Genomic DNA, 24,856 nt, shown 5'->3' on the forward strand with positions numbered 1-24,856 from the left:
CTCCGGTGTTTCCGTCTGCCACGCCCTGGAGGGCTGCCCCATTTGCGGATGCACCGTCCGTGTGGCCCAGCCGGAGGTGCCCATGATCAAGCCGATTTCCTTCAGGCTCAACGGGAAACGCGTGAACCTGACCACGGACGATGAACGGAGGCTCCTGTGGGTGCTGCGTTCCGACTTGGCGCTCACGGGCACCAAGTTCGGCTGTGGTGAGTCCCTGTGCGGGGCCTGTACGGTGCTCCTGGATGGGGAGGCCGTGCATGCCTGCTCGGTTTCCCTCAAGGCCGTGGCCGGGAAACAGGTGACCACCATCGAAGGCTTGGCGAAGAACGGCCGCCTCCACGCGCTGCAGCAGGCCTTCCTCGACCACCATGCCTTCCAGTGCGGGTTCTGCACGTCCGGCATGATCCTGAGCGCCTACGCACTGCTGCTAAAGAAACCGCGACCCTCCCGCGACCAGATCCGCCAGCACCTGGAAGGGAATCTCTGCCGCTGCGGTTCCCATGTCCGCATCCTGGATGCCATCGAGGCTGTGGCGTCCCGAAAGGCAGGTGTGGCATGAAGCGCCGCGACTTCCTCCTGGCCACCGGCGCCGCGGGCCTGGTGCTCTGGTTCCCGCTTGAAGGATCCCTCCAGGCGCAGGAGACGGAACAGACCGCCGCCCGGCCGGGCTATCCCAAGGACTTCAACGCCTACCTCAGGATCGGTCCCGATGACCGCGTCACCTGCCTGGTGGGCAAAGTGGAGCTGGGCCAGGGGGCCATGACGGCCCTGGCCATGCTTCTCGCCGAGGAACTGGATGTGGCGTTGGACCAGGTGGACATGGTCATGGGTGATACGGACCTCTGCCCCTGGGACATGGGCACCTTCGGTTCCTTGAGCATCTGGCAGTTCGGTCCCGTCCTGCGTGGCGCCGCGGCCGAAGCCCGGGCCGTGCTGCTCCAGATGGCGGGCGAGAAGTGGTCGGTGCCGGCGGAGCGTCTGCAGGTGAAGGATGGGGTCATCTCGGTGCTCGGCGAGCCCAGGCTGCAGGTGAGCTACGGGCAGCTCGTCCAGGGGCGGCGGATCGAGCGCCACCTGGAGAAGGTGACCGTGAAGCCAGTTTCCGCCTTCCGTCTCGTCGGCAAGTCGGCGGCGCGCAAAGACGCCCTGGAGAAGGTGACCGGCCGGGCGAAGTACGCCGCGGACACCGGCCTCCCTGGCACCTTGCACGCGTGTGTCCTGCGGCCGCCGGTTCATGGCGCGAAGCTGCAGCGGGTGGACACGGGCGCCGCCGAGCGGATGCCTGGCGTCCGCATCGTGCGGGACGGCGACCTGCTCGCCGTGCTCCACGAGCGCCCTGACATGGCCACCCAGGCTCGGCAAGCCATCAAGGCCGACTTCAGCCATCCCGAGGCGGGCCCTGATGACACCAGCATCTTCGACCACCTGCTGAAGACAGCGCCTCCGGCCCAGCTGGTGCACGAGGCTGGCGATCTGCGGGCGGGAGAACGTCAGGCCACCCGGACGCTCGAAGCCACCTACCTAAACAGCTACGTGGCCCATGCCCCCATCGAGACCCACTCGGCCGTGGCGCAGGTCGTCGATGGGAAGGCCACGGTCTGGGCCAGTACTCAGGCGCCGTTCATCGTGCGGACCGAGGTGGCCCGGGCCCTCGGCCTCCCCACGCAGAAGGTGCGGGTGATCACGCCCTTCGTCGGCGGTGGTTTCGGAGGCAAGAGCTCCGGCCCCCAGGCCGTGGAAGCAGCCCGGCTCGCGCGGGCGGCCGGGGTGCCTGTGCAGGTGGTGTGGGACCGCGCCGAGGAGTTCTTCCACGACACCTTCCGCCCCGCCGCCGTCGTCAAGCTCCTTGCGGGTCTCTCCGCCTCCGGGAAGATCACCTTCTGGGACGGCCAGGTGGTGGGGGCCGGCGAGCGGGAGGCCAAGCCCTTCTATGCCATCCCGCACCAGCGAACCACTTCCGCGGGCAGCTGGCAGGGCGGAAACCCTCCGGGCATGCACCCCTTCGGGGTCGGACCCTGGCGGGCCCCGTCCGCCAACACCAACGGCTTTGCGCGGGAGTCGCACATCGATGCGCTGGCCACGCTGGCAGGCCGGGATCCCCTCGCCTTCAGGCTGGACAACCTCGCGGATCCCCGGATGGCCCACGTGCTGAACCAGGTCGCCGAACGGTTCCGCTGGGTGCCCAAGCCAGCACCCAGCGGCCGCGGCGTGGGCCTCGCCTGCGCGGTCTACCGCGGTACCTATGTGGCCGCCATGGCCGAGGTGGCCGTGGACAAGACCACCGGCCAGGTGCAGGTGAAGCGGGTGGTCATGGCACAGGACATGGGAGTTGTGGTGAACCCCGATGGGGCCCTCCAGCAGCTGGAGGGTTGCATCACCATGGGCCTGGGCTACGCGCTTTCAGAGGAGGTCCGGTTCAAGGGCGGGGATGTGCTGCAGAAGAACTTCGACACCTACGGAATCCCGCGTTTTTCCTGGCTCCCGAAGATTGAGACGATCCTCATCCACAACCCGGACGTCCCGGCCCAGGGCGGTGGCGAGCCAGCCATCACCGTCATGGGCGCCCTCCTGGCCAATGCCATCCATGACGCCATCGGAGTGAGGCTGTTCCAGCTCCCCATGACACCGGATCGGATCAAGGCTGCCCTGACCCACATTTGACACGGCGCGACCGTCGACCCCTGTCGTTCCTACAGCCCCCGCGCCCACTCCGGCCGCAGCTGGGTTCGGCCTGCGAGCGCCGCGTCGATGGCAGCCAGAATGGCGTCCCGGTCGCGGGGCAGCCGCCCGCCGATGGGCAGGTAATTGGAGGCGTGGTTGGAGCGGAAAATGGCGCCGCGGGGGTGGGCTTCCTCGACGAACCAGAGCAACTCGGTCAGCAGCCCCCGGACATCCGGCAGCTCGAAACGACCCTGCTCGGCCAGCCGGGCGATGGGCGTGCGGGGAACCACCGTCAGCGTCAGCGTGGAGAGGAAGCGCGGATCCATTGCCGTGGCGAGCTGGCCGGAAGCCCGTGCATGGATTTCGCTGCGCTCGCGGCCGCCGGCGCCCAGCAGGAAGATTAGCGATTGCTCCATCCCAGCCTCTCGGGCCTTGCGCGCCGCTTCGATGTGCTCCGCCGCCGTGGCCCCCTTCGCAAGGCGGTGGAGGGTCACGTCATCGCCCGATTCTGGCCCGATGTAGAGGAGTGCGAGTCCGAGCTCCCGGAGCCGCTTCAAATCGCCAGCTGATTTCGCCAGGAGGTTGCGCGCCGTCGCGTAGGTGCTGACGCGCCGTAAGCGGGGGAAGGCCGCGGCCAGGGCGACCAGGATGGGCTCCCACATGCCGAGCTCCATGCCCAGCGGATCACCGTCGGCCACGAAGACGTGCCGCACCTCCTCCGCGTAGCGGGCGCCAGCCTCGGCGATGTCTGCCAGGACCTCCTCCAGGGGGCGCACCCGATAGCGCTTGTCCCGGTACATGGCGCAGTAGTTACAGGCGTTCCACGAACACCCGAGGGTGGCCTGCAGGATGAACGAATCCGCCTCGCTGGGCGGGCGGAAGAGGGGTTCGTCGTAGCGCATGAGCCATTCTCCCGCATCCCTGGGAATCAGGGGTTGAAGGGGCATGAGGCGCAGGGTGGTGCGCGAGGCAGGATACTCCTCCCTGGTAGACTGATCGCGTTCCCGCGAGGTCTCCATGCGAGCAGGTCGCGGAAGGATCCGGTCGGTCGAATCTTCAGCACCGTTGAGGTGTTCAGCCTGGCGTTTCCTTTTCGCGACCCTGGCTACCCTGATGGCTCTGATCACCATGGTGGCGTGGGGATCCCAGGCCGCTGAGCGGACGGTGGGTGTCGCCCGGGTCCAGGGGACCATCGGTCCGGCGACGGCAGGCTACCTCGCGCGGGCCATCGGGGAGGCCGCGGGCCAGAAGGCCGAGTGCCTGATCATCGAACTCGACACGCCGGGCGGACTCCTCGACTCCACGAAAGAGATCATCCAGAGCTTCCTCCGGTCGCCCGTTCCCATCGTCGTGTACGTGTCGCCCCAGGGAGCCTGGGCCGGCAGCGCGGGGTGCTTCATCACGATGGCCGCCGACGTGGCGGTGATGGCGCCCTCCACCAGCATCGGGGCGGCGCACCCGGTCGGGATCGGCTCTGGCGGCGAAAAACAGGATGAGGTGATGAAGCAGAAGCTGGAGAATTTCGCCTCCAGCTACCTCGAGGCCATCGCCGGGAAGCGGCATCGCAACATCGAGTGGGCCAGGGCCTCGGTGCGCGAAAGCGCCTCCATCACCGCTGACAAAGCCCTCCAGTTGAACGTGGTGGACCTCATCGCCAATGATCGGTCCGACCTGCTAAAACAGCTCCAGGGCAGGGAGGTCGGTGAGCGGCGCCTGGAGACCGCGGGGGCCGCCATTCTCGAGATCCCGATGTCGGCGAGGGAGAAGGCATTCCAGGCCATCGCGCATCCCCAGGTGATGCTGATCCTGATGCTGGTCGTGGTGTACGGGATCATCGGGGAGCTCACCAGCCCCGGGGCCATCCTGCCGGGTGTGGTGGGCGTGATCGCCCTGCTGTTGCTGCTGTACCTCTCCTCGGTGCTGCCGATGAATGTCACCGGGCTGGCGCTGATCGCCGTGGGGATCCTGCTGTTCACCATCGACGCGTTCGCCCCAACGCACGGTGTGCTCACGGTCGGCGGCGTCATCGCCTTCTTCCTCGGCCTGGTCATGCTCTTCGATCGGGGTGAGCCCTTCCTGCGCCTGTCGCTGATATGGATGGTGCCGGCTACCGTCGTCACGGCCCTGTTCTTCATCTTTGTGGCCGGGGCAGGCATCCGCGCCCAGCGGCTTCCCGCCAGGGCCGGCGCCGAGACGATGCTGGGCCGGGTCGTCCCGGCCGTGGAACCGATCGATCCCACCGGCGGGAAGGTATTCATCGAGGGCGAGTACTGGAATGCCATCAGTGCGGAGGCCATCGCGGCCGGCCAGGCAGTCGAGATCGTCGCCCTGAACGGGTTGACCTTGACGGTGAAACCGATGGGGACTTCCAAGGAGGAGCAACCATGAACGAATTCCTGTTGTACCTGGGCCCCTGGATCGCCGTGCTCCTGGCGCTGGGACTGATCGTCCTGCCCCAGGCGGCGCGCATCCTGCGTGAGTACGAACGGGGCGTGATCTTCCGCTGGGGCAAGCTCAAGGGCGCCAAGGGGCCGGGTCTGATCTTCCTGATCCCCTTCATCGACCGCATGGTGCGGATGGACCTGCGCGTGGTGACCATCGACGTGCCCAAGCAGGAGGTCATGACCCGCGACAACGTCCCGGCGACGGTGGATGCCGTGGTCTATTTCCGGGTGGTGGATCCGGAGTCGGCGGTGGTCAAGGTGGAGAACTTCCTCAAGGCCTCCTCCCTGATCGCGCAAACCACCTTGCGGAAGGTGCTTGGCCAGTCGGAACTGGATGAGCTGCTGGCCCATCGCGAAAAGATCAATGTCCAGCTGCAGGAGATCATCGACCGCCAGACCGCGCCATGGGGCGTGAAGGTGAGCACCGTGGAGGTGCGCGACGTGGTGCTGCCCGATGGCATGAAACGCGCCATGGCCAAGCAGGCCGAAGCTGAGCGCGAACGGCGCGCCAAGGTCGTCAACGCCGAGGGGGAATTCCAGGCCGCGGAGAAGATGGTGCAGGCCGCCGCCATGATGGCGGAGCAGCCCATCTCGCTTCAGCTGCGCTTCCTCCAGACCATGGTGGAGATCTCCAGCGAGCACAACACCACCAGCTTCATCCCACTGCCGAGTGAGCTCTTCCGGCCTTTCATTCAGAAAGGTTAGGGCGGAGCCGGCTTTGCGAAGCCATCGCTGGATCCGGCTTGCCCAGAGGTCCCGATACGGAGTTGCGTTCAGAGATAAAGATCACCGCCAAGGTTACCAAGTCAAGCAGCTAATATTTATTATTTCAATTATTTAGGCTCATTCAACACGCTCCGAGCCATGGCTGCGATTCACGCAGGCCCAGCGCACGGGCTGCCTCTGCCATCAAGCGAGATTAGGGGATTCTCTACATCAAGGTCGGTAGCTTGGGTGGCTTCGAAAGAGCCCATGAACCTTCCGGCCTGGCGCTATGCTGGCCATTCCGCCAAAGGAACCCTCATGAATTCCGATCCCTGCGCAGGTGCTTTTCCATCTCCCGCTGGCCTCAAGCGGTAGTCCATGCGGACCCTGTACCGGATCCTCGTCTTCGTTCTAGGGGCCACGTTGGTGGCGTGCCTCCAGGCCCAGGTCCCGGTGCGGGACGCTGCGGAGCTGCAGAAACAGCTCGACCGGCTCCAGACCGTGGGCAGTGTCCTGTATATCGCCGCCCACCCCGATGACGAGAACACCGCCGTGCTCGCCACCCTCTCCCGGGGCCGCAACCTTCGTACGGCCTACCTTGCCATCACCCGAGGAGGCGGCGGCCAGAACCTCATCGGCCACGAACTGGGCGATAGCCTCGCGGCCATCCGGACCCAGGAACTGCTGGCCGCGCGGCGGATCGATGGTGCCGAGCAGTTCTTCACGTCGGCGGTGGATTTCGGGTTTTCCAAGACGGCGGAAGAGTCCCTTCGGATCTGGGGCCACGACCGGGTCCTCGCTGAGGTGGTGCGGACCATCCGTGTCTTCCAGCCGGATGTCATCCTCACCCGGTTCCCGCCGGACGCGAGGGCAGGGCACGGCCACCACATCGCCTCCGCCATGCTGGCCATCGAAGCCTTCAAAGCCGCGGCAGACCCGGCCCGCTTCCCTGAGCAGCTCAAGGCTGGTCTCCGGCCCTGGCAGGCCACGCGGCTGCTGTGGAACCACTTCCGTTTCACGGAGGATGCGCCCAAGCCCCCCGCCGGAAGCCTCACGCTGGACGTGGGCGCCTTCGATCCGCTGCTCGGCCGTTCCTACGGTGAACTCGCCGCCGAAAGCCGCAGCCAGCATCGCAGCCAGGGGTTCGGCGTGCTGGCTCAGCGGGGCCAGCGGGAGGAAAGCTTCGAGCTGCTACAAGGCCGGCCCGCGAAAAGTGATCTCTTCGACGGAGTTGATCTCACCTGGTCCCGCTTTCCCGGTACCGGTGGCCTTGCGGCGCTCCTGCGCGAGGCCCGACAAGGCTTCCGCCCCGAACAGCCTGCTCGCATCCTGCCGCAGCTCGTGCGGGCGCTGACGGAGCTGCGAGGCCTGCCCGCCGAGATCCGAACCAAGCCCATCGTCCAGGCCAAGGCCGCGGAATTGGGCGAGGCGATACGTTCCGCCGCCGGTCTCTGGGTGGAAGCCATCGCCGATCGGCAGCGCGTGGCGCCTGGCGACCCCCTCACTGTGAACGTCGCGGTGCTGGCCCGCGAAGGCGGCCCGCTGGTGCTGGATACCCTCGCCCTGGAGTCGCATCGGCCCGAAGGAGCCCGCGTACTGCAGACGCGCAAACCCGGGAAACCCCTGCCTGACAATGCACCTGAGAAGGAAGTGTTCACCTTCACCCTGCCCATGAATACACCGCTCAGCCAACCCCATTGGCTGGGGGGCCCGGGCGCCGAAGCCTGGGCGGGCCGGCCCGAATCCCCTGCGCCATTCCGCCTCAGGGCCCACCTGAGGCTGCCGGAAGGCACCTTCGACGTCGTCGTGCCAGTACAATTCCGGTTCCGCGATCCGGTCCTGGGCGAGCGGTACCAGCCCCTGGCCGTGGTGCCCGCCGCCCTGGTCAACCTCGCAGAACCGGTGCAGATGTTTGAAGCGCCCACGGCGAAGGAGGTGCGCCTCAAGGTGCTGGCCGGCGGGGCATCCATCGCGGGACGGCTGCGGTTGAAGGTGCCTGAAGGGTGGCAGGTGGAGCCTGCCGAACAACCCTTCACGCTGACCCACGCCGGGGAGGCGCGCGAATTGGCCTTCCGCCTCACGCCGCCTGCGGCGGTGGCCTCCGGGGAACTGCGCGCTGAGGTGGACACCGGGGTGGGCTTTTTCCCCGCGCACAGCCTCGTGACCGTTGACTATCCGCACATCCCCCTGCAGACGCTCCTGCCCGAAGCGAAGGCGCGCCTGGAGCGCTTCGACCTGAAGCACGATGGCCGCCGCATCGGCTACGTCATGGGGGCGGGCGATGACATCCCCCAGGCCCTGCGCCGGATCGGCTACGAGGTGGAGCTCCTGTCGGACGAAGCGCTGGCCCGGGAGGACCTCGCCCGCTTCGACGCCATCGTGCTGGGTATCCGCGCCTTCAACACTCGTCCGGCCCTGCAGACCCTCAAGGAGCGCCTCCACGCCTACGTCGCCGCAGGCGGCACCGAGGTGGTGCTCTACACCGTGAACGTCGGCTTCCCGGGCATCAATGCCGCCATGGTCACGGAAGCCATCGGCCCCTATCCCTTCAAAGTGGGAAGGAAGCGCGTCACCGTCGAGACCGTGCCGGTGCGCCTCCTCCAACCCGGCCACCCCGTGTTCCACTGGCCCAACGAGATCACCGCCAAGGATTTCGACGGCTGGGTGCAGGAACGGAGCCTCTACCACGCCGAAGGCTGGGATGCCCGCTACACGGCCCTGCTGGGCATGGCCGACCCGGGCGAACACGAGGATGGCGGCGCCCTGATCGTGACCAAGTACGGGAAAGGCCACTACGTGTACACGGGCCTTTCCTTCTTCCGCCAGCTGCCGGATGGGGTGCCCGGGGCCACCCGACTCTTCGCCAACCTGCTGGCCCTGGGGCATGCCCATGACTGAGGGAGCCCCGCCCATCCTCGGGAGCTGGAAGCGCCTCTACCTGCTCGTGCTGGGCGAACTGCTGCTCTGCGTGCTGGGCTTCCGCTTGTTTTCCTGGTTCTTCTCATGAGCCGGATCGACTGGATCGTGCTCGGCGGCGCGCTGCTGTTCGTGGTCCTCTGGGGCCTCTACAAGGGGCGTGGTGCCACCACCGGTGAGGGCTACATCGGCGGCGGCCGCGATCATCGCTGGTGGCTGATCGGCCTGTCCATCATCGCCACACAGATGAGCGCGATCACCTTCCTCTCCACCCCAGGCCTGGCCTACGTGGATGGCATGCGCTTCGTGCAGTTCTACTTCGGCCTGCCTCTCGCGGCCATTGCGCTTTCCATCACGGTCATTCCGCTCTACCACCGCCTGAAGGTGTCCACGGCCTACGAGATACTGGAGAACCGCTTCGATCTGAAGACCCGGCTGCTCGCCGCGAGCCTCTTCCTCATCCAACGCAGCCTCGCCGTGGGCATCACCATTTTCGCACCCGCCCTCGTCCTGTCGGTGCTGCTGGGCTGGAGCATCCACGCCAACATCCTCCTGGTCGGGGTGCTGGTCATGACCTACACCGTGGTGGGCGGCACCCGGGCGGTGGCCTGGGCCCATACGTCGCAGATGGTGATCATCGCCTTCGGGATGATTCTCGCGGGGGTGATGACCGCGCACCGGCTGCCGGCCCACGTGAGCCTCAGCGATGCCCTGCATGTGGCGGGCGGGCTGGGGCGCCTGAATGCCATCGACCTCAAGTTCGACCTCAATAACCGCTACAACCTATGGTCCGGGCTGATTGGCGGGTTCTTCCTCATGCTGTCCTATTTCGGCACGGACCAGTCCCAGGTGCAGCGCTACCTGGCGGGGAGTTCCGTCACCCAGAGCCGGCTCGGCCTCCTGCTGAACGGCATGGTCAAGGTGCCCCTGCAGTTCCTCATCCTGCTGCTCGGCGTGCTGGTGTTCGCCTTCTACCAGTTCAACGCGCCGCCGCTCTTCTTCAACCCGGGTCCTGTGAAACAGGTCATGGCGGGTCCGGATGGGCCCGCCTACCGGGCCACTGAGGCCGAGTACGCGAAGGCACGGGAGGTCCAGCGCCAACGGGCCGAAGCCTTCGTGGCGGCCCGCCACGGTGGGGAGGCGGGGCTGGTCGCCGCCGCCAAGCAGCAGCTCCAGCAGGCCCAGGCGGAAAGTGAATCGGTGCGGCAGAAGGGCCTGGCGATCATCGAGAAGGCCAATCCGGGCACCCATCCCAGCGACGTCAACTACATCTTCCTCGCCTACGTGCTGAGCAGCCTGCCCGCGGGGCTGGTGGGCCTCGTGCTCGCCGCCGTGTTCTCGGGCTCCATGTCTTCCATGTCCGGGGAGATCAGCGCCCTGGGGGCGACCACGGTGGTGGATCTGTGGCGGCGCCTCATCGGGGGCAGCCGGGGCGTGCGCGAGGTCTGGGTGGGGCGCATCGCCACCTTCGCCTGGGGCTGCTTCGCCATGGCCTTCGCGGAGTACGCGGCCCGCCTGGGCTCCCTCATCGAGGCCGTGAACATCCTCGGGTCCCTGTTCTACGGCACCATCCTCGGCATCTTCATCACGGCGTTCTACGTCAAGCGCGCCAGGGGTGGCACGGCCTTCTACGCCGCCCTCGTCGCGGAAGTCGGCGTGTTCGCCTGCTTCAAGTTCACCAGCATCTCCTTCCTCTGGTACAACGTCATCGGTTGCCTCGCGGTGGTTGGCCTGGCTTGGGCTTTCAGCCTGTTCCGCACGCCGGACGCCCTTCCCCAATCGAGCTGACCCAGCTTGGCGCCAGGGCTTCGCGCCGAACATCAGCCCACCCAGCGCGCTGCCCTGGTTGCCCCTGCAATCGCCGGCCCCTAAACGACGGGCAGAATCAACTCCGGCCCATCGTTGTGGACATTGCCTACGGCCTGGCCCACCGGATGGGCGCGCATCAGGTCGCTGGGGTAGGGCACCAGCAGCGGCTGCAGCTCGCGCACCTGAGCGGCCGGGTCCAGCCAGGCTTTCCACTGGGTTTTGGGGAGGATGGCCGGCATCCGGCCATGAATCGCGGCCATGAGGTCGTTGGGCGGGATCGTGATGATGCAGGCGCTGATCATCACCTCGCCATTCGGTCCCTGCCAATCCTCCATCAGCCCGGCGAAGGCAAACAGGTCATTGTCCTTGGGGTAGATGTAGAACGGTTGTTTCACCTTGCCCTCGGTCCTCCATTCATAGAAACCCGAGGCCGGGACGAGGCACCGCTTGCGGCGGAAGGCGCCCCGGAAGGTGGGCTTCACGGCCAGGGTCTCTGCGCGCGCATTGAATGGCTTCGGGCTGGTGTTGGGATCCTTGCTCCAGCCTGGAATGAGGCCCCAGTGGGCGACATCGGCCACCAGGTGATCCCGCTCGGGACGCACGATGACGATGTGTTGGCCCGGTGCGATGTTGTAGCCCTTCACGATGGTGAAACCAGGGGGGACCAGCGCGAAGGCCTCGGCCAAGGATTTGGCGTCGAAGGTGAAGGTGTAGCGGCCGCACATGGATGGCATGATGCCCGGACTGGCGAAATCCTGCTCGCGCTGGGGCCCTGGGTGGGGAGCCTGGTCCAGGCAGGCTCGATCAGCAGCCCCGCCGCCGCGCCTCCGATACCAGGTGGAGGCCCAGGTCCACGGGATCTCCGGCGATCAGCGGCAGGCCTGCGACAAAGCCCGGGCGGCCCACGCGGTCGTCCAGCGGGGCCTGCGGGCAGAGCTTCTGGAACCGCGCCGCCAGCAGAAGGAGGTTCGCCAAGGTAGCCGGCGCCATCTCCGCGCCCAGGCACTGGTAGCTCATGCGGTGCTCATAGATCATCAGATCCGGAGCGCCGTCACTGCGTTGCACGAGAAGGAAGGGCTCTTTGGCATGGGTGGTGCGCTCCTTCGTTTCCGTCACCTTCTTCGTCAGCATCATGCCGCCGCTGAGCACCGCCCGGCCCAGGTTCAGCTCACGCTTCGTCGTCTTTTCCACTTCGGTGGACGTGTGGGTGCGGGCGCCGCGTTGCAGCAGTCGCACGGCCGCGAACGGGCAGGTGTGCACGGCGCCCTGGCTGTCCTGGGCCAGGAACCCATCCGCCGTCCAGGAGAGCCCCCGAACCAGGATGCGGCGGGCATCGGTGGGCACCTGTGCGGGATCCGAAGACCAGGCCAGGAAGCCCTCCGCGGTGAGGGCCGTGACCAGGGCGTCAGGCTCCGCCGCCGCGCGCACGAGGATGCGCGGGAAGGTCCCTGCGAGCAGGCGTGCCGCGTCGGACGGCGCTAGGCCCGCGAGCTGGGCCGCGCGGGCGATGGCGGAGGGATGGTCCGGAAGGCGGCCGAGGGTGATGAACATGGGTGAGGTGGCGGAGGAGGCGAAGACGGATTCGGCATGGGCCTGGGCAAGTTTCCGGAGTGATCCGGCACTCGGTTCGGGTCGACCTGGCACGGAGAGTCTACCGGGATGCGTTCAACAGACCGGCTCTTCCCAGTTTCCTGAACGCTTCGGCGCACTCTGGTCCCGCTAACGAGTATCCTGACTGCACTTCCTTGAAGGAGGAACCATGGGACTGGGTGGCAAGATTGCCTTGGGGTGCGGCGGGCTGGTGGTGCTGCTGCTGGTGGTGCTGGGCCTGGGGGCGGTGGGAGCCTACAACGGCCTGAACAGCCTCAGCCAGGCCGTGGACGCTCAGTGGGGGCAGGTGGAGAACGTCTACCAGCGGCGGTCCGACTTGGTCCCGAACCTGGTGGAAACAGTGAAGGGTGCCGCGGCGTTCGAGAAGGACACGTTCCAGGCGGTCACCGAGGCCCGGGCCAAGGTAGGCCAGGTTTCCACCGGCGGCAAGGTGCCAGATACCCCTGAGGCCATGGCCAATTTCCAGAAGGCCCAGGAAGGCCTGGGCTCGGCGCTGTCCCGGCTGCTCGTGGTGGTGGAGAAATATCCCGACCTCAAGGCCACCCAGAATTTCCGGGACTTGCAGGCCCAGCTGGAAGGCACGGAGAACCGCATCGCCGTGGAGCGCATGCGGTTCAACCAGGCGGCGCAAGCCTTCAACACCCGGCGCAACAGTTTCCCCACAGTCATGGTGGCGGGGTTCTTCGGCGACCGGTTCCGGGAACGGGCCTACTTCAAGGCCCAAGCCGGGGCTGACGTGGCGCCTAAAGTCGCCTTCTAGCCACCCGCTCCCATGCGGCGAATTCTTGTCCTGATCGGTTTGCTCGCGGGCCTCTGGGGTGGGGTGTGCCTGAGGGCCCAGGCCGTTCCGCCACCCGCACCTGTGCGTTGGGTGACGGACGGATCGAACCTGCTCTCCCCGGCCATGCGGGAGGGTCTGGACCAGCGCCTCAAGGCCTACCAGGCGAGCACCGGGCACCAGGTGCTGGTGTGGATCGGCGGCACCACCGGGGGGGATCCCCTGGAGGACTGGACGGTGAGGGCCTTCGCCGCCTGGAAGGTGGGCCGCCAGGGACTGGACGATGGCCTGGTCCTTTTCGTATTCACCGGGGACCAGAAGGTCCGCATCGAAGTGGGCTATGGCCTGGAGGGGCAGGTGCCCGACATCCTGGCCTCGCAGATCATCCGGGAGACGGTCCTGCCGCGCCTCAAGGACGGAGACGCCGATGGGGCCCTGAGCGAAGGTGTGGACCGCATCCTGAAGGTGGTCGGCGGGGATGCCTCGGCCCGGGAACCCCAGGACCAGGGCCGACGGGGCGGCCCACCCATCGGACTCGGCGGATGGATCCTCATCGGCGTGCTGGGCTTGGCTTTCCTGGTACTGGCCGTCACGCATCCAGGCATGGCCATCTGGCTTCTGTTCAACATCCTTTCCGGGGGGCGGGGCAGCGGCGGCGGTGGCGATGGCGGCTGGTCCGGAGGCGGCGGCCGTTCCGGCGGCGGCGGAGCCTCGGGGTCATGGTGAGAGACGGAGGGTCCCCATGGTGGGTATGAGCCGCAGAAGTCTGAGGAAGTGCGTGGATCAGGCGCAGGTTGTAGCGGCCATCCGGGCGGCGGAACAGGTCACCTCGGGGGAGATCCGGGTTTCGGTGGCGCCCTTTTTCTGGGGGAATGTCGAAAAGACGGCGGGCAAGGCCTTCCGCCGCCTCGGCATGGCGTACACCGCCGACCGCAATGCGGTGCTCATCTTCCTGGTGCCCAGTCGCCGGCGCTTCGCCATCCTGGGCGACACCGGCATCCACGAAAAGGTCGGCCAGGCCTTCTGGAACGAGGTGTCGACCTGCCTTTCCTCCCATTTCCGCCGGGGGGCGTTCACCGAGGGCCTGGTGGAAGGCATCCGCATGGTGGGAGACAGCCTGGCCACCCACTTCCCCTCCGCCGGAGCCGCGGACCGCAACGAGTTGTCGGATGGGGTCGATTTCCAGTGAGGCGTCCTGAAATGAGTGCCCTGCCGCACTTGGCACGAACGGGAATCGCAAAACCACCGCGTTCTTGGACTGGCTCTGGGGAAGAGCGGCACCCTGGCTCCTTGACCGTGGCGTACCGGCCATGGGGCCGATAACCCGAAGCTCGGAAAGTTCGGCCTCACCGTTCTCCGCGTTGAACTGGCCCTGCTGATCGGTCCCCGGGCTCGCTCTGGACTTCTCCATGGGCGGTGCAATAGTCCGTCGGCTCGGTGCCGGAGATGAAAAACTCATCCAGCTTCTGGGGACATTCATCCCGGGCCAGGAGGCCTGTGGTGGGGTCGATGCGGCAGGTCACGACGGTCTCCGGCTGGGGGAAATCCACCTCGGGCCGCGAGGCGACGACCTTGCTCATGAATCGTTCCCAGATCGGGGCTGCGACCGCTCCCCCGGTGAACCCTTTCCCGCCGGACTTGGGCTGGTCGTGCCCGATCCAGATGCCCGTCACCAGGTTCGGGGTATAGCCGACGAACCAGGCGTCCACGTAGTTGTCCGTGGTGCCTGTCTTTCCGGCGGAGGAGTGGGCCTGGCTGAAGGATCGAAGGGATTTGGCGGTGCCGTAGGTCAGGACATCCTTCAGCATCTGCGTGGTGATGAAGGAGGCCGCTGGCGACAGCACCTGGGAAACGACCGGTGGGTTCTCGATCCAGGTCTGGTGCTTGCGGTCATAGATCCGGAGGATGGTCCGGGCTTCGGCCTTCATGCCCCCATTGGCCAGGGGGGTGTACGCCTGCACCAGGTCCTTCAGGGTGACTTCGTCCGTGCCCAGGGCCAGCGAGAGGCCATTCTGGGCGTGCAGCGGGAGGCCCGCCTTCCCGGCAAGATCCACGAAGGCCGGCACTCCGACGGCCTCCAGCACCTTGACCGTGATGATGTTGTCGGAGTGGGCCAAGGCCTGCCTTAGGGAGAGCTCACCAAAGTGTTCGTGGCCATAGTTCTGGGGTTTCCAGACCCGGCCGTTCCCGGCGTCGTAGGCCACGGGTTCATCGCTCCAGAGGCTGGCGGTCGTGAGGCCCTTCTCCAGGGCTGCCGCATAGATGAGGGGCTTGATCGCCGAGCCAGGCTGGCGCCTGGAAAGGAAGGCCCGGTTGAGGGCGTTCTGGACCCCATCCATATCCCCAACAGCAGCCAGGACGTCGCCCGTGGCGGGATCCATGCACACCAGGGCGCCCTGCAGCCCAGGGGCGAGGCGCTTGACGCCCTCCCGCAGGGTCCGTTCAGCCTGGTGTTGCAGGTCCAGATCGAGGGCGGCGATCACCTCCAAGCCCCCCTGCTCAACGGCATCGGCCCCCAGGCGTCCGACCAGCTGCGCCCGGATCTGGGCCAGGTACTGCGGGGCCTGCCCCAGGGGACGCGTGGCGGCGCCGTGGGCCTGGAGCGCCCGCCTCCGCTGGTGCGAGATGAGCCGGAGATCCTCCATGCGCTTGAGGACGATGTCCCTCCGCCCCGCCACCTCCACCGGCTTGCCGAAGGGGTTGTAGCGGCCTGGGTTCTTCGGCACGCCCGCCAGGAGAATGCATTCGCCCTCGGTCAGTTCCTCCGGGCTCTTGTCGAAATAGAGGCGGGCCGCCTGGGCAATGCCCAGGGCGCCATTCCCGAAATAGATCTCGTTGAAATACATCTCCAGGATCTGGGGTTTGGTGTACCGCTTCTCGAACGCCAGGGCCAGCTTGGCTTCCTCGAGTTTCCGGTCCAGGGTCCGGGCCGAGCTCAGGTATTTGTTCTTGATCAGCTGCTGGGTGATGGTCGAGCCGCCTTCGGCCATCTTCCCTTTGAGCACATCCTTGACCGCGGCCCGGGCGATGCTCCGGTAATCGATGCCGCCGTGCTCGTAGAATCTGGCATCTTCCACGGCCAACAACGCCTGCTGAAGGAAGCTGGGGATCCGTTCAAGAGGTACCCAGTAGCGATTTTGGGGCGGAATGCGGCCCACGTACCGGCCGTGGCTATCGAGCACCGTGACGGAGCTGATCCCAGCCGGCAGCGGGGGACAGGTCGCGATGATGCTCTGGGCCTGCTGGCCCCAGGCGGCCAGGCCCTGGACCAGGCCCAGCATCAGGAGCGCCAGACGACGCCAGCGGCCACCGCGGGGTTGTTGCAAGTGGGTCAAGGTCAGAGCCATTCCTTCATCCGATCTATGCGCATCCTCACCTGCGTTCGCACGTGGTCGAACCACGTGGGTCATCACCGGCGGGTTGACGCCTCGAACAGTATGGTCGGAAAGGGAGGATGGCTCGATTGCCGGCCTTGGTCGCGCCAGGAGGTGGCACGGCCAAACCTGAGGATCAAACTGTGACCTTCGATAGCTTTGGCGCCATGATGGGCGGGGGCCCCTCCCGCGCCCTGGTGTGTCATCTTCCCTGGTCTCTCAACCGCAGAATCCCGTGCCTCACGCCCCTTCCACCCAGTTGCCCCGGCTTCAGCCTGAAGGTCGTCTGCCGCTGCTACCGGCGGGCACCCGGACCCGCGGCCAGGGGCGGTGGATTGTGCTCGGCGCGGCCCTGGTCCTGGGAGCCTTCCTTTACCTTGGCGCCCTGGCCCTGCTCCGTTCTGCACCCGCCCGACGCGCGCTCCGCGAACGCGCCGTCGCCGAACTCGCCGCCCGGTTCCCAGGCGCGCGCCTCGAGGGAACGGTCAGCGTTGATGCGGCGTTCCGGCCTGTGATGGGACCGCTCGTGCTCGGCCCACCTGGTGACAGAACCCCGCTCCTCGTGGTCGACCGAGTCACCGTTCAACCGCGTCTGTGGCGCCTCGTCGGTGGTCATCTGGAAGTCGGGACGGTCACCCTGCAAGGCGTGCATATCCAGGCGGGTTGGCAGGGGAAGCGCTTCGCGAACCTCGCACGCGCCCTCCGCCCTGACCAGATGGGGACGATCAGTTCGGGGTCGGGACGCAACGCGGCTGCGCCGCCGGTGGTCGCCTTCTCCGGGCTGGAGGTGCGGTTCGAGGGCTCGCCATCCGGGCGACCGTCCGTGGTACTCGGTCCGATGGGCGGACACATTCACCTCGATCGTCTGGGGGAACGCACCCATGCCTCGATCGCGACCGTGGGGCCAGGGCGCGCGGAGGGTGCGATCGAGGCCACCTGGGGCGGTGGCCCTGGCGCACTGCAGGTCCGGCTCCAGGGGCTGGGCGCTGAGGCGCTCCCAGAAAGCCTGCGGGCGATCCTTCCCTTTGAGATCCGAGCCGGCATGGTCGACCTCTCGTTCGAGGCGCCGCACCTTGGGGCGCTCTCCCAGGGCGAGGGTCAGCTCACGCTCGCCACGCGCAACCTCACGGTTTTCGCGAGGCGGCTCGCTCCCGAGCCGGTGGGCCCGCTCTCGCTACACGTCGCGGGTCGCCTGCGCTGGGACGCTGGGGCGCGGACTGCGGCTCTGATGGAGGCAACGGTGGCCCTGGACGACGCGGGCCGGGCCGCGCTGAAGGTCGCGCTCTCGGTCGCAGCGCACCCAGAGCCTCACTTCGAGCTCGCCCTTCGTGCGACCTCGGTGGACTGGACGGCCCTCGCCGCAGCACTCCCCCCGACGCTCGGACCACCTCGCGGAGCCCCGGGGCTCACGGGCATCCTCGCCGGCGCTCTCACCGTCGCCAGTCCGCTTCGCCAGTCGGCCGAATGGCGGATCAAGGGAGAAGTGGATCTGAGCCACCTTGCGCCAGCGCAGGCCAAGGGTGGATCTGATCTGGCGGGCCCCTTTGTGTACGAGGCGCATCTCACGCGTGGCGGTACGCGACAGGTGACCATCGGCCCGGAGAACCCCGCGTTCGTGCCGCTGGGCGAGCTTCCGACCCACCTCGTGCGCGCGGTGCTCGAAAGCGAGGATGCCGGCTTCTACGGGCACCAGGGGTTCGACCTGGCGGAAGTCCAGGAGGCCCTGTCCAACGGGGGCCGACTGCGCGGCGCCTCCACCCTCACCCAGCAGCTCGCGAAGAACCTCTTCCTGTCTCGCGACCGCACGCTCTCGCGCAAGGTTCGCGAGGCACTGGCAACCATCGCGCTCGAGGTGGCAGTGGGGAAACGCCGGATCCTCGAGGTGTATCTCAACCTGGCAGAGTGGGGTGACGGTGTGAACGGGATCGGCGAGGCCGCCCAGCACTGGTTCGGCAAGGATGCACGCACCCTGAGCCCCAAGGAGGCTGCCCTGCTCGCAACCGTGATCCCGAACCCGGTGCGCTATGAAATGTACCGCCGGCGAGGCGCACTCACACCCGCCTGGGAAGCGCGAGTGGACGACCTGCTCGCCAAGCTCCACGCCACCGGCGTGCTCGACGACGAAGGACTGCGCGATGCGGAGGCGGAGACCCTCACCTTCACCGCGAACCCGCGATCTGAACATGCCCGAACTCACATGCGTCTAAAACGAGTGGTTCCGGTAAGCCTCCTTTGAGGTCTGGGTGCGATGAGCCTGCGCAGAAGCTGCACCTTTTCGACAGCGTGACGAGGCCAGCCATGGCGACCGTGCGGAATCAACCCCGGTAGACTTGTCCAGGTTCATTCATGCGGGCTCTTACCCCGCGGGTATCATGCCGCAGGTTCGCTTCCCATGGTCACCCTTTGACGCAAAGAACCTGCTTCAGGCTGTGGACCGTCTCGACGAGGTCGGCCTGGTTGGCCATGACCTCATCGATGTCCTTGTAGGCACCTGGGATCTCGTCGATCACGCCAGGATCCTTCCGGCACTCCACGCCATAGGTCTGGGAGGACAGATCCTGCACGGAGAACCTGCGCTTGGCCTCGTGACGGCTCATGCGCCGCCCAGCTCCGTGAGCGGCGGAGCAGAAGGAGTCCGGGTTGCCGAGGCCCCGGACGATGTAGCTCTTGGCGCCCATGGATCCAGGAATGATGCCCATCTCACCCTTCTCGGCCCGGATGGCACCCTTGCGGGTCACCATCACCTTCTCCCCGTAATGGATCTCCTCTGACACGTAGTTGTGATGGCAGAGGATGGGGCTCTCGAAGGACACGCCAGGGAAGGCTGCCTTCATGACCCAGGTGAGCTCATTGAGCATGGCCTGGCGATTGGCGAAGGCATAAGTCTGGGCCCACATCAGGTCCCGGCGGTAGGCGGCCATGTCGGGGGTTCCCGCGAGGAAGACGGCCAGATCCTTGTCCGGGAGATGGGCATTGTGGGCCAGCTTTTTCGCACGGTTGATGTGGATCTCGGCGAGGACTTTGCCAATGTTGCGGGAGCCAGAGTGGAGCATGAGCCACACCCGATGTGCCTCATCCAGGCAGACCTCGATGAAGTGGTTGCCGCCGCCCAGGGTGCCGCACTGGGCCATAGCCTTGTTCCGGAGATCCTGCACCTGAGGCACCAGATCACCGAAGCCACGCCAGAGGTCCAAATGCTCAACGCCACGAAGCACGGACCTGTGCTGATTGAAGCCGACCGGGATGGAGGCTTCGATGTCGCTCCGGAGGCCGATGAGGCTGTCCGGCAGATCCTCAGCCAGGAGGCTTGTCCGCACCGCGGCCATGCCGCAACCGATGTCCACACCCACGGCCGCCGGGGACACAGCCTGCTTCATGGCAATGACACTGCCCACGGTGGCGCCTTTCCCGAAGTGGACATCGGGCATGACGGCCACATGGTGGAAGACCCAGGGGAGGGCGGCCACCTGCTTGAGCTGGTCAAGCGCCTGACCTTCCACTTCGTTGACCGGAGCCCACAGGTGGATGGTGGCCACAGCCCCTTTGAGGGTGGCGAGGCACATGGCCCTTCCTTTCAGGTCTAAACGATTGATTCGATTGGGTTGGACTTCATGGTGGCGCCCTGCACATCCTCCACCTCGACCTCACGTCCAGGTTCGGTGAGAGCTAGGCTGCAGGCAAGCGGCCAGAAGCAGGACATCCACGCCTTCATGGCCGTGTGCCAGGCGTTGGGGCGCCCGCTCTGAGGCAACCATTCACCATCCCTGGGAAAGCTCTGATTCCTGGGTGGTCCGCAGCGAACGGCTCTAGGCCCTGCGCTACCATTGGCGCCATGCGCCCCCGCTCGAACCGACGCCGACGATGGTTCTGGATCCTGACCCTGATTTTGGGCGCCTTGGGCCTCTTGGCGGGCACCTTCGGATGTCTGGCCGGTCCCGGCCTGCGTTGGGTGGCGAGCCTGAGCCGCGCGGCCGACGGGCAGAATCCGGGGAGCTGCGTGGTGGAAGAGCGCTCGATCCCCGCAGGCGGCAGGCTCCTCGCCCTTCGCCTGTACCGCCCCATGGGGGCCGTGGAGAGGGTCCTCGTACTGGTGCACGGCATCCACGGCACCGGGTACGACGAGACCCGGCTGGTCCGAAGCGCGCGGTTCATGGCGGGCCAGGGGATTCTCGTGGCGACGCCTGAGATCCCGGATTTGAAAGCCTATGACCTCACCGCTCGAACCCTCGACGACATCGAAGCCACGACCCGCTCTGTCCTTGAGGATCCTTTGCTGCGCGCCGAGGTCCCCCGGCACAGACCCATCCTATGCGGCATCAGCTTCGCCGGGGGACTTTGCCTGTCCGTGGCGACTCGGCCCTCGCTCCGGGCGCGTCTGGCCTGCGTCTTCTCCATCGGGGGACACGGGGACCTGGACCGGGTGATGGGATACCTCTCCACGGGGGAACTTCCGGAGGGAGGAGGCCACCTCCTCCCGCACCCCTACGGACAGGCCGTGCTCCTGCGGCTCTACGCCGGCCAGCTGGTCCCGCCGGAGCAGAGGGAGGCGCTGCGTGCCTCCTTGCTGATCTTCCTCCAGGAGCCCCATGGGGCCTTCGCAGATTCCGTAGCCTCCCTTCCCCGAGAATCCCGGCGGATTGCCGAACTCTGCCTGAAATGGGATGCCAAGGGCGTCTGCGACCTACTTAGACCCCTTGTGGGGCGCATCCATGCAGATCCCTTGCTCTCACCCCTGCGTGGCCCCGTGCCGGAATGCCCCGTCTTCCTCCTGCACGGCAGCGCGGACGACCTGATCCCGCCCTCGGAAACGCGCGCCTTGGCGCGCTGGGCCGGAGCATCCACAGAAACCCATGTACTGGTCTCGGACCTAGTTCGGCATGTGGAGTTTACAGAGCGTGAATCCGGGCGGTTCCAGCCGCTGGAGGTCTATCGCCTGGGCCGCTTCCTGACCCGCCTTCTGCGCTGCTGAAGGCGTCGTTCACATCACGCGCGGACCAGCGGCCAGGATGTGAACCATGCGCGGTGAGAGCGATTCGGGCACGAACTCTCCGATCCTTAACCCAAGGCTCTTTCTGGTGCCCAAAACCCTCTGAGAAGCCCGTAGATGCTGGATTTTCAGCGGCCACAAGTGGCCCACATAACCCGAAATGCAGGACGTTCAAATCCTGCTCAGTCGGGTCTCAGCTTAGGGGCTGGCGACTTCTCGTAACCTAAACAAAAGGGCCGACTTAAAGTCGGCCCTCTTCGTTGGTAGCGGGGGCAGGATTTGAACCTGCGACCTTTGGGTTATGAGCCCAACGAGCTACCGGACTGCTCCACCCCGCGGTAGAACTTGATTGTAGCAGGGATCTGGGCAGTAGCAAGGACGCAGGCTGGGCGAGTGTTGGTATGCTCGACGGACGCTCTTGGAGGATCCGATGGGACGCCGCATGGTGGCTGCGCTGGTGCTGTTCGCGGCCATGGGACTGGGCGCGGCGCCCCGAACCTGGACGCCGGATAAGTGGTTCGACAAGCCGAAATCGCCACGGATCGCCAACTACCGGATCGAGGCAACCCTCGACTTCGAGCATAAGACGCTGGAGGCGACAGAGACCCTGTCCTGGCGCAACACGGGCACGGCCGCCACGCAGGAACTCCCGCTCCACTTGTATCTCAATGCCTTCAAGGGTCCCCAGAGCCTCTTCGTGAAAGAGAGCGGCGGACGCCTGCGGACGGACCACATGGACCGGCCTTCGGAGGCCTCCTCCTGGGGCTACTGCCGCTTGCTCAGTGCCCAGTTGGAAGGCCGGGACCTGCAAGGTCACGCCGGCGAGGACGAAACGGTCTATTGGCTGAAGCTGCCGCGACCGGTGACGCCGGGCGAGACCATCCAGGTGGAGATCGCCTGGGAGAATCGTTATCCGAAAGTCTTCGCGCGCAGCGGATGGGCGGAGGATTTCCTCATGTCGGGGCAGTGGTTCCCCAAGGTGGGGGTATACCAGGGTGATCGTTGGAACTGCCACGCCTACCACGCGAATACGGAGTTCTTTGCGGATTTCGGCGTCTACGACGTGGCGCTGTCCCTGCCGAACGCGCTGGGTCTGGCCCACACGGGGACGCAGACCAACTTCATCAATGAAGTCGAAACGGATCCCAAGCGGCCCCTAAATGTGATCTGGCGCCTGCACGCAGAGGACGTCCACGACTTCGCCTGGGCGGTGATGCCGCGCGAGAGCTGGCGCAAGCCCACCATGATCGAGTACCGCGGGGTGCAGGTCTTCTACTTCATCAATGATCGCAACAGGGGCAGCTTCCAGCGCCAGCGGCGCGCGGTGGAGAATGCCCTGCGTTGGAGCGAGGAATGGTATTTCAAATACCCGTATCCCACGCTCATGGTCATCGATACACCGAAGGAGGCCCGGGGGGCCGACGGCATGGAATACCCGACGCTGATCACGGCCAGTTCGGTGGCCTTCGATCCCTTGCCGCAGCGCTTCGAGCCGGAGGTCGTGACCATGCATGAGTACGGCCACCAGTTCTTCTACGGCATGCTGGCCAGCAACGAATTCGAGGAACCCTGGCTGGACGAGGGCTTCACCAGCTGGTTCACCCACAAGGCCATGGAGCGCACCTACCACACCCTGCTGGGCGGCCGGCGCTTCCAGGTACCCACGGACTTCCTCGAGTGGGCCGGCTACTGGTCCCTGCCTTCCGCCGATCCGCTCACCCGGTTCGGGTTCTTGACGGTGGACCTGCAAAGCTACTTCGTCACTGCCTACGGCAAGCCCACCCTGGTCCTGAATCAGCTCGAGGCCATGCTGGGCCGGCCGGTGATGGAACAGATCCTCCGGGCCTACACCCAGGAGATGGCCTTCCATCACCCGACCCGGCAGGACTTCAAGCGGATCGCCGAGCGGGTGTCGGGCCGCGATTTGTCGGCCTTCTGGCGGGATTTCGTGGAGGGCACGGAGGTCCTCGACTATGCCATCCGGGGCGTGAAGACCCGGGAGGTCACCCAGGGCGGCTGGCTGTTCTCAGACAAAGCACCGGTCTTCGCGGCCCCGCAGCCCGCGGCGCCGGGCCGGGTGGGGTCCATCACCCTGGAGCGGAAGGGCGGTCTGAAGGTGCCCATCACGCTCTGGGTGCGCCTGGAGAACAAGGACGAGCAGCGGCTCGTGTGGGATGGGCAGGACCGCTGGATCACCTACGACTTCGACTCCCCCGTCGCCGCGGCGGTGCTGGACCCTGACGGCAACTACCCCATGCTGAAGGACCGACTCCACGCCAGCTACACGCCGAAGCCCATCAAGCGGGGCTTCTACTACTGGTCCCAGATGGTCTGGGGCGCCGTGGCCGGGTGGCTGCAGGGGTGCGGGATCGGCTGATCCGTCCAGGCTTCGATTCACCCAGGAATTCCGGGGCCAGAATAGCGAAGCACACAGGTCATAGGATTCCGCAGAGGACGCAGAGAAGGGCTGCGGCGTGGTTCCACCGCAAGGGCCCGCCAATTCTCTACGACTCTCTACGACCAGCACTCTGCTCTGTGCCTTCTGTGGTGCTCTGCGTCTTCTGTGTTCCTGCTGTTCCTGAAATCTCTGGAGAGCCTAAGGTTTCTGCGGCGCCGCGTCCCCCATGCGGACGGTCTTGATGTTCCCCAGGCCGTCCAACTCGACGAGGATGGGGAACCAGGCCATGCCAAGTTGCTCGAAGGCCGCGCGGCTCGGGATGTAGTAGGCAGTCCGGCTTGCGGCCTGGAGGCGGGCGGACAGGGCCTGGGCTTCGGCCAACAGGCCCCCGGGAAGGCTCGCGCTGCGGTCGTCCCGCCCCGCATCGAGACTGGGGATGATCCAGGCCACGTCGGCTGGAAGCTCCGGCAGGGTTGCATCGCTGGCAGGGAGGATCCAGAGCCGGCGGGCGCCCAGTTGATCCAGCCGCGAATCCTGGTAGTTCTGCCCAGGTAGGTTCCAGAGGCGCAGGATCGGTGACGGTCCACCCAGCAGGCCGAAGAGCCGCTGGAACTGGGAGATGACGGGATTGGCCGACTCATCCGCCCGGACCTTGAGCGAGGCGAACCTGGTCTCGTCCTGCTCCGCCAGGGCCCAGCACAGGGCATGGCGCAGGGCATAGCCGCGGATGAGTCCCGGCCCCTTCCCGAGGAGGCGATCCTCCCAGGCTCGCCGCAACGCGGGGGTGAAGTGGCCTTCGCGAACCTGGATCTGCCCCCACCGCCACAGGGCCAGGGCAGTGCCCGGCTCGTGGAGGGGCAGCGCGACGAGGCGCGGAGCCAGGCGGGCTCTGGGAGCCTTCATCAGGGCCCGCAGGGCTTCCGCCTCCCGGTGGGCGGCCCCCGGCGGAAAGGGATCGGCCGGTAATTCCTGCTGCGGATCAAACGTGGCGGCTGCCTGGAGCCACCGGTAGGCCTTGGCGCCAGGACCTTTGGGCGCCTCGGGCAGGGAGCGGCCCCAGTCATAGGCCTCCAGCAGCCGATCCTGCAGTTCGGCGGCCGTGGGCGGAGCGAGTCGGACCTCTGCGGGTGGCGTGGGCGGCGGAGCGGTCAATAGCGGCATGGGGCTTCCTTA

At 66.5% G+C, this 24,856-nt stretch carries 19 protein-coding genes and 1 tRNA gene; 12 read left to right on the top strand and 8 right to left on the bottom strand.

Annotation, left to right across the window (positions count from 1 at the left end; all coding sequences use genetic code 11):
• The first annotated feature begins 82 nt into the window (after nt 1-82).
• On the top strand, nt 83-559 hold the full coding sequence (locus tag NOV74_RS10690) for a (2Fe-2S)-binding protein (protein ID WP_257312098.1): 477 nt from the start codon (nt 83-85) through the stop codon (nt 557-559).
• Nucleotides 556-2,661, top strand: coding sequence for a xanthine dehydrogenase family protein molybdopterin-binding subunit (locus NOV74_RS10695; RefSeq protein WP_257312103.1), 2,106 nt, complete (start codon nt 556-558; stop codon nt 2,659-2,661). Before NOV74_RS10690 ends, NOV74_RS10695 begins: the two co-directional genes overlap by 4 nt.
• A gap of 29 nt (nt 2,662-2,690) precedes the next feature.
• On the opposite strand, the gene NOV74_RS10700 is transcribed toward NOV74_RS10695, so the two are convergent.
• On the bottom strand, nt 2,691-3,563 hold the full coding sequence (locus tag NOV74_RS10700; RefSeq protein ID WP_257312106.1) for a radical SAM protein: 873 nt from the start codon (nt 3,561-3,563) through the stop codon (nt 2,691-2,693).
• Nucleotides 3,564-3,774: 211 nt separating this feature from the next.
• Here NOV74_RS10700 and NOV74_RS10705 point away from each other — a divergent pair, with 211 nt between their 5' ends.
• The 4 genes from NOV74_RS10705 to NOV74_RS10720 all read left to right on the top strand — a co-directional run bounded on the left by NOV74_RS10705 (nt 3,775) and on the right by NOV74_RS10720 (nt 10,514).
• Nucleotides 3,775-5,049, top strand: coding sequence for an NfeD family protein (locus NOV74_RS10705; protein ID WP_257312109.1), 1,275 nt, complete (start codon nt 3,775-3,777; stop codon nt 5,047-5,049).
• Nucleotides 5,046-5,810: a slipin family protein gene (locus tag NOV74_RS10710; RefSeq protein ID WP_257306502.1), complete on the top strand. Its 765-nt coding sequence runs from the start codon at nt 5,046-5,048 to the stop codon at nt 5,808-5,810. Before NOV74_RS10705 ends, NOV74_RS10710 begins: the two co-directional genes overlap by 4 nt.
• Nucleotides 5,811-6,188: 378 nt before the next feature.
• Complete coding sequence (locus NOV74_RS10715; RefSeq protein WP_257312112.1) at nt 6,189-8,708, top strand: PIG-L family deacetylase; 2,520 nt, start codon at nt 6,189-6,191, stop codon at nt 8,706-8,708.
• Between the two features lie 105 nt (nt 8,709-8,813).
• Complete coding sequence (locus tag NOV74_RS10720) at nt 8,814-10,514, top strand: sodium:solute symporter family protein (protein ID WP_257312115.1); 1,701 nt, start codon at nt 8,814-8,816, stop codon at nt 10,512-10,514.
• Nucleotides 10,515-10,594: 80 nt separating this feature from the next.
• Here NOV74_RS10720 and NOV74_RS10725 read toward each other — a convergent pair whose 3' ends face one another.
• Both NOV74_RS10725 and NOV74_RS10730 read right to left on the bottom strand, forming a co-directional pair.
• Nucleotides 10,595-11,269, bottom strand: a complete 675-nt coding sequence (locus tag NOV74_RS10725; RefSeq protein WP_257312118.1) for an SOS response-associated peptidase — start codon at nt 11,267-11,269, stop codon at nt 10,595-10,597.
• A gap of 70 nt (nt 11,270-11,339) precedes the next feature.
• Nucleotides 11,340-12,179 carry a hypothetical protein gene (locus NOV74_RS10730; protein ID WP_257312121.1) on the bottom strand — a complete coding sequence of 280 codons (840 nt, stop codon included), beginning with the start codon at nt 12,177-12,179 and terminating at the stop codon, nt 11,340-11,342.
• Between the two features lie 115 nt (nt 12,180-12,294).
• Between NOV74_RS10730 and NOV74_RS10735 the strand changes: the two genes are divergently transcribed.
• The 3 genes from NOV74_RS10735 to NOV74_RS10745 are packed head-to-tail and all read left to right on the top strand — an operon-like array spanning nt 12,295 to nt 14,113.
• Complete coding sequence (locus tag NOV74_RS10735) at nt 12,295-12,906, top strand: LemA family protein (protein WP_257312123.1); 612 nt, start codon at nt 12,295-12,297, stop codon at nt 12,904-12,906.
• Nucleotides 12,907-12,918: 12 nt separating this feature from the next.
• Nucleotides 12,919-13,650 carry a TPM domain-containing protein gene (locus NOV74_RS10740; RefSeq protein ID WP_257312126.1) on the top strand — a complete coding sequence of 244 codons (732 nt, stop codon included), beginning with the start codon at nt 12,919-12,921 and terminating at the stop codon, nt 13,648-13,650.
• A 52-nt stretch (nt 13,651-13,702) separates the two neighbouring features.
• Nucleotides 13,703-14,113, top strand: coding sequence for a TPM domain-containing protein (locus tag NOV74_RS10745; RefSeq protein WP_257312128.1), 411 nt, complete (start codon nt 13,703-13,705; stop codon nt 14,111-14,113).
• 157 nt (nt 14,114-14,270) lie between these two features.
• Here the strand turns inward: NOV74_RS10745 and NOV74_RS10750 are convergent, their stop codons facing one another.
• Nucleotides 14,271-16,205, bottom strand: a complete 1,935-nt coding sequence (locus tag NOV74_RS10750) for a transglycosylase domain-containing protein (protein ID WP_371748440.1) — start codon at nt 16,203-16,205, stop codon at nt 14,271-14,273.
• A gap of 388 nt (nt 16,206-16,593) precedes the next feature.
• Nucleotides 16,594-17,181: a hypothetical protein gene (locus NOV74_RS10755; RefSeq protein ID WP_257312134.1), complete on the bottom strand. Its 588-nt coding sequence runs from the start codon at nt 17,179-17,181 to the stop codon at nt 16,594-16,596.
• Nucleotides 17,182-17,196: 15 nt separating this feature from the next.
• Here NOV74_RS10755 and NOV74_RS10760 point away from each other — a divergent pair, with 15 nt between their 5' ends.
• Complete coding sequence (locus NOV74_RS10760) at nt 17,197-18,534, top strand: transglycosylase domain-containing protein (protein WP_257312137.1); 1,338 nt, start codon at nt 17,197-17,199, stop codon at nt 18,532-18,534.
• A 160-nt stretch (nt 18,535-18,694) separates the two neighbouring features.
• Here NOV74_RS10760 and NOV74_RS10765 read toward each other — a convergent pair whose 3' ends face one another.
• Nucleotides 18,695-19,861: an RtcB family protein gene (locus NOV74_RS10765; protein WP_257312139.1), complete on the bottom strand. Its 1,167-nt coding sequence runs from the start codon at nt 19,859-19,861 to the stop codon at nt 18,695-18,697.
• A gap of 269 nt (nt 19,862-20,130) precedes the next feature.
• Here NOV74_RS10765 and NOV74_RS10770 point away from each other — a divergent pair, with 269 nt between their 5' ends.
• Entirely contained in the window at nt 20,131-21,267 is a 1,137-nt protein-coding gene (locus NOV74_RS10770) for an alpha/beta hydrolase family protein (protein ID WP_257312142.1), read from the top strand.
• A gap of 279 nt (nt 21,268-21,546) precedes the next feature.
• On the opposite strand, the gene NOV74_RS10775 is transcribed toward NOV74_RS10770, so the two are convergent.
• A tRNA-Met gene (locus NOV74_RS10775) sits at nt 21,547-21,623 on the bottom strand.
• Nucleotides 21,624-21,715: 92 nt separating this feature from the next.
• Between NOV74_RS10775 and NOV74_RS10780 the strand changes: the two genes are divergently transcribed.
• A complete protein-coding gene (locus NOV74_RS10780; RefSeq protein ID WP_257312145.1) occupies nt 21,716-23,662 on the top strand; it encodes a M1 family metallopeptidase in 1,947 nt (648 codons plus the stop codon).
• Nucleotides 23,663-23,881: 219 nt separating this feature from the next.
• Here NOV74_RS10780 and NOV74_RS10785 read toward each other — a convergent pair whose 3' ends face one another.
• A complete protein-coding gene (locus NOV74_RS10785; protein WP_257312148.1) occupies nt 23,882-24,844 on the bottom strand; it encodes a hypothetical protein in 963 nt (320 codons plus the stop codon).
• Nucleotides 24,845-24,856: the final 12 nt, after the last annotated feature.

Source organism: Geothrix fuzhouensis (assembly GCF_024609325.1).
In the GTDB taxonomy this organism is placed as follows: domain Bacteria; phylum Acidobacteriota; class Holophagae; order Holophagales; family Holophagaceae; genus Geothrix; species Geothrix fuzhouensis.

Bases quoted from the DNA above. Each gene is read 5' to 3' on its own strand.
- NOV74_RS10700 (WP_257312106.1), bottom strand. From the start codon at position 3,563: ATGCGCTACGACGAACCCCTCTTCCGCCCGCCCAGCGAGGCGGATTCG.
- NOV74_RS10690 (WP_257312098.1), top strand. From the start codon at position 83: ATGATCAAGCCGATTTCCTTCAGGCTCAACGGGAAACGCGTGAACCTG.
- NOV74_RS10715 (WP_257312112.1), top strand. From the start codon at position 6,189: ATGCGGACCCTGTACCGGATCCTCGTCTTCGTTCTAGGGGCCACGTTG.
- NOV74_RS10750 (WP_371748440.1), bottom strand. From the start codon at position 16,205: ATGCTGGGCCTGGTCCAGGGCCTGGCCGCCTGGGGCCAGCAGGCCCAG.
- NOV74_RS10725 (WP_257312118.1), bottom strand. From the start codon at position 11,269: ATGCCATCCATGTGCGGCCGCTACACCTTCACCTTCGACGCCAAATCC.
- NOV74_RS10735 (WP_257312123.1), top strand. From the start codon at position 12,295: ATGGGACTGGGTGGCAAGATTGCCTTGGGGTGCGGCGGGCTGGTGGTG.
- NOV74_RS10695 (WP_257312103.1), top strand. From the start codon at position 556: ATGAAGCGCCGCGACTTCCTCCTGGCCACCGGCGCCGCGGGCCTGGTG.
- NOV74_RS10770 (WP_257312142.1), top strand. From the start codon at position 20,131: ATGCGCCCCCGCTCGAACCGACGCCGACGATGGTTCTGGATCCTGACC.
- NOV74_RS10740 (WP_257312126.1), top strand. From the start codon at position 12,919: ATGCGGCGAATTCTTGTCCTGATCGGTTTGCTCGCGGGCCTCTGGGGT.
- NOV74_RS10780 (WP_257312145.1), top strand. From the start codon at position 21,716: ATGGGACGCCGCATGGTGGCTGCGCTGGTGCTGTTCGCGGCCATGGGA.
- NOV74_RS10765 (WP_257312139.1), bottom strand. From the start codon at position 19,861: ATGTGCCTCGCCACCCTCAAAGGGGCTGTGGCCACCATCCACCTGTGG.
- NOV74_RS10755 (WP_257312134.1), bottom strand. From the start codon at position 17,181: ATGGGTGCGTTCCCCCAGACGATCGAGGTGAATGTGTCCGCCCATCGG.
- NOV74_RS10710 (WP_257306502.1), top strand. From the start codon at position 5,046: ATGAACGAATTCCTGTTGTACCTGGGCCCCTGGATCGCCGTGCTCCTG.
- NOV74_RS10720 (WP_257312115.1), top strand. From the start codon at position 8,814: ATGAGCCGGATCGACTGGATCGTGCTCGGCGGCGCGCTGCTGTTCGTG.
- NOV74_RS10705 (WP_257312109.1), top strand. From the start codon at position 3,775: ATGGCTCTGATCACCATGGTGGCGTGGGGATCCCAGGCCGCTGAGCGG.
- NOV74_RS10785 (WP_257312148.1), bottom strand. From the start codon at position 24,844: ATGCCGCTATTGACCGCTCCGCCGCCCACGCCACCCGCAGAGGTCCGA.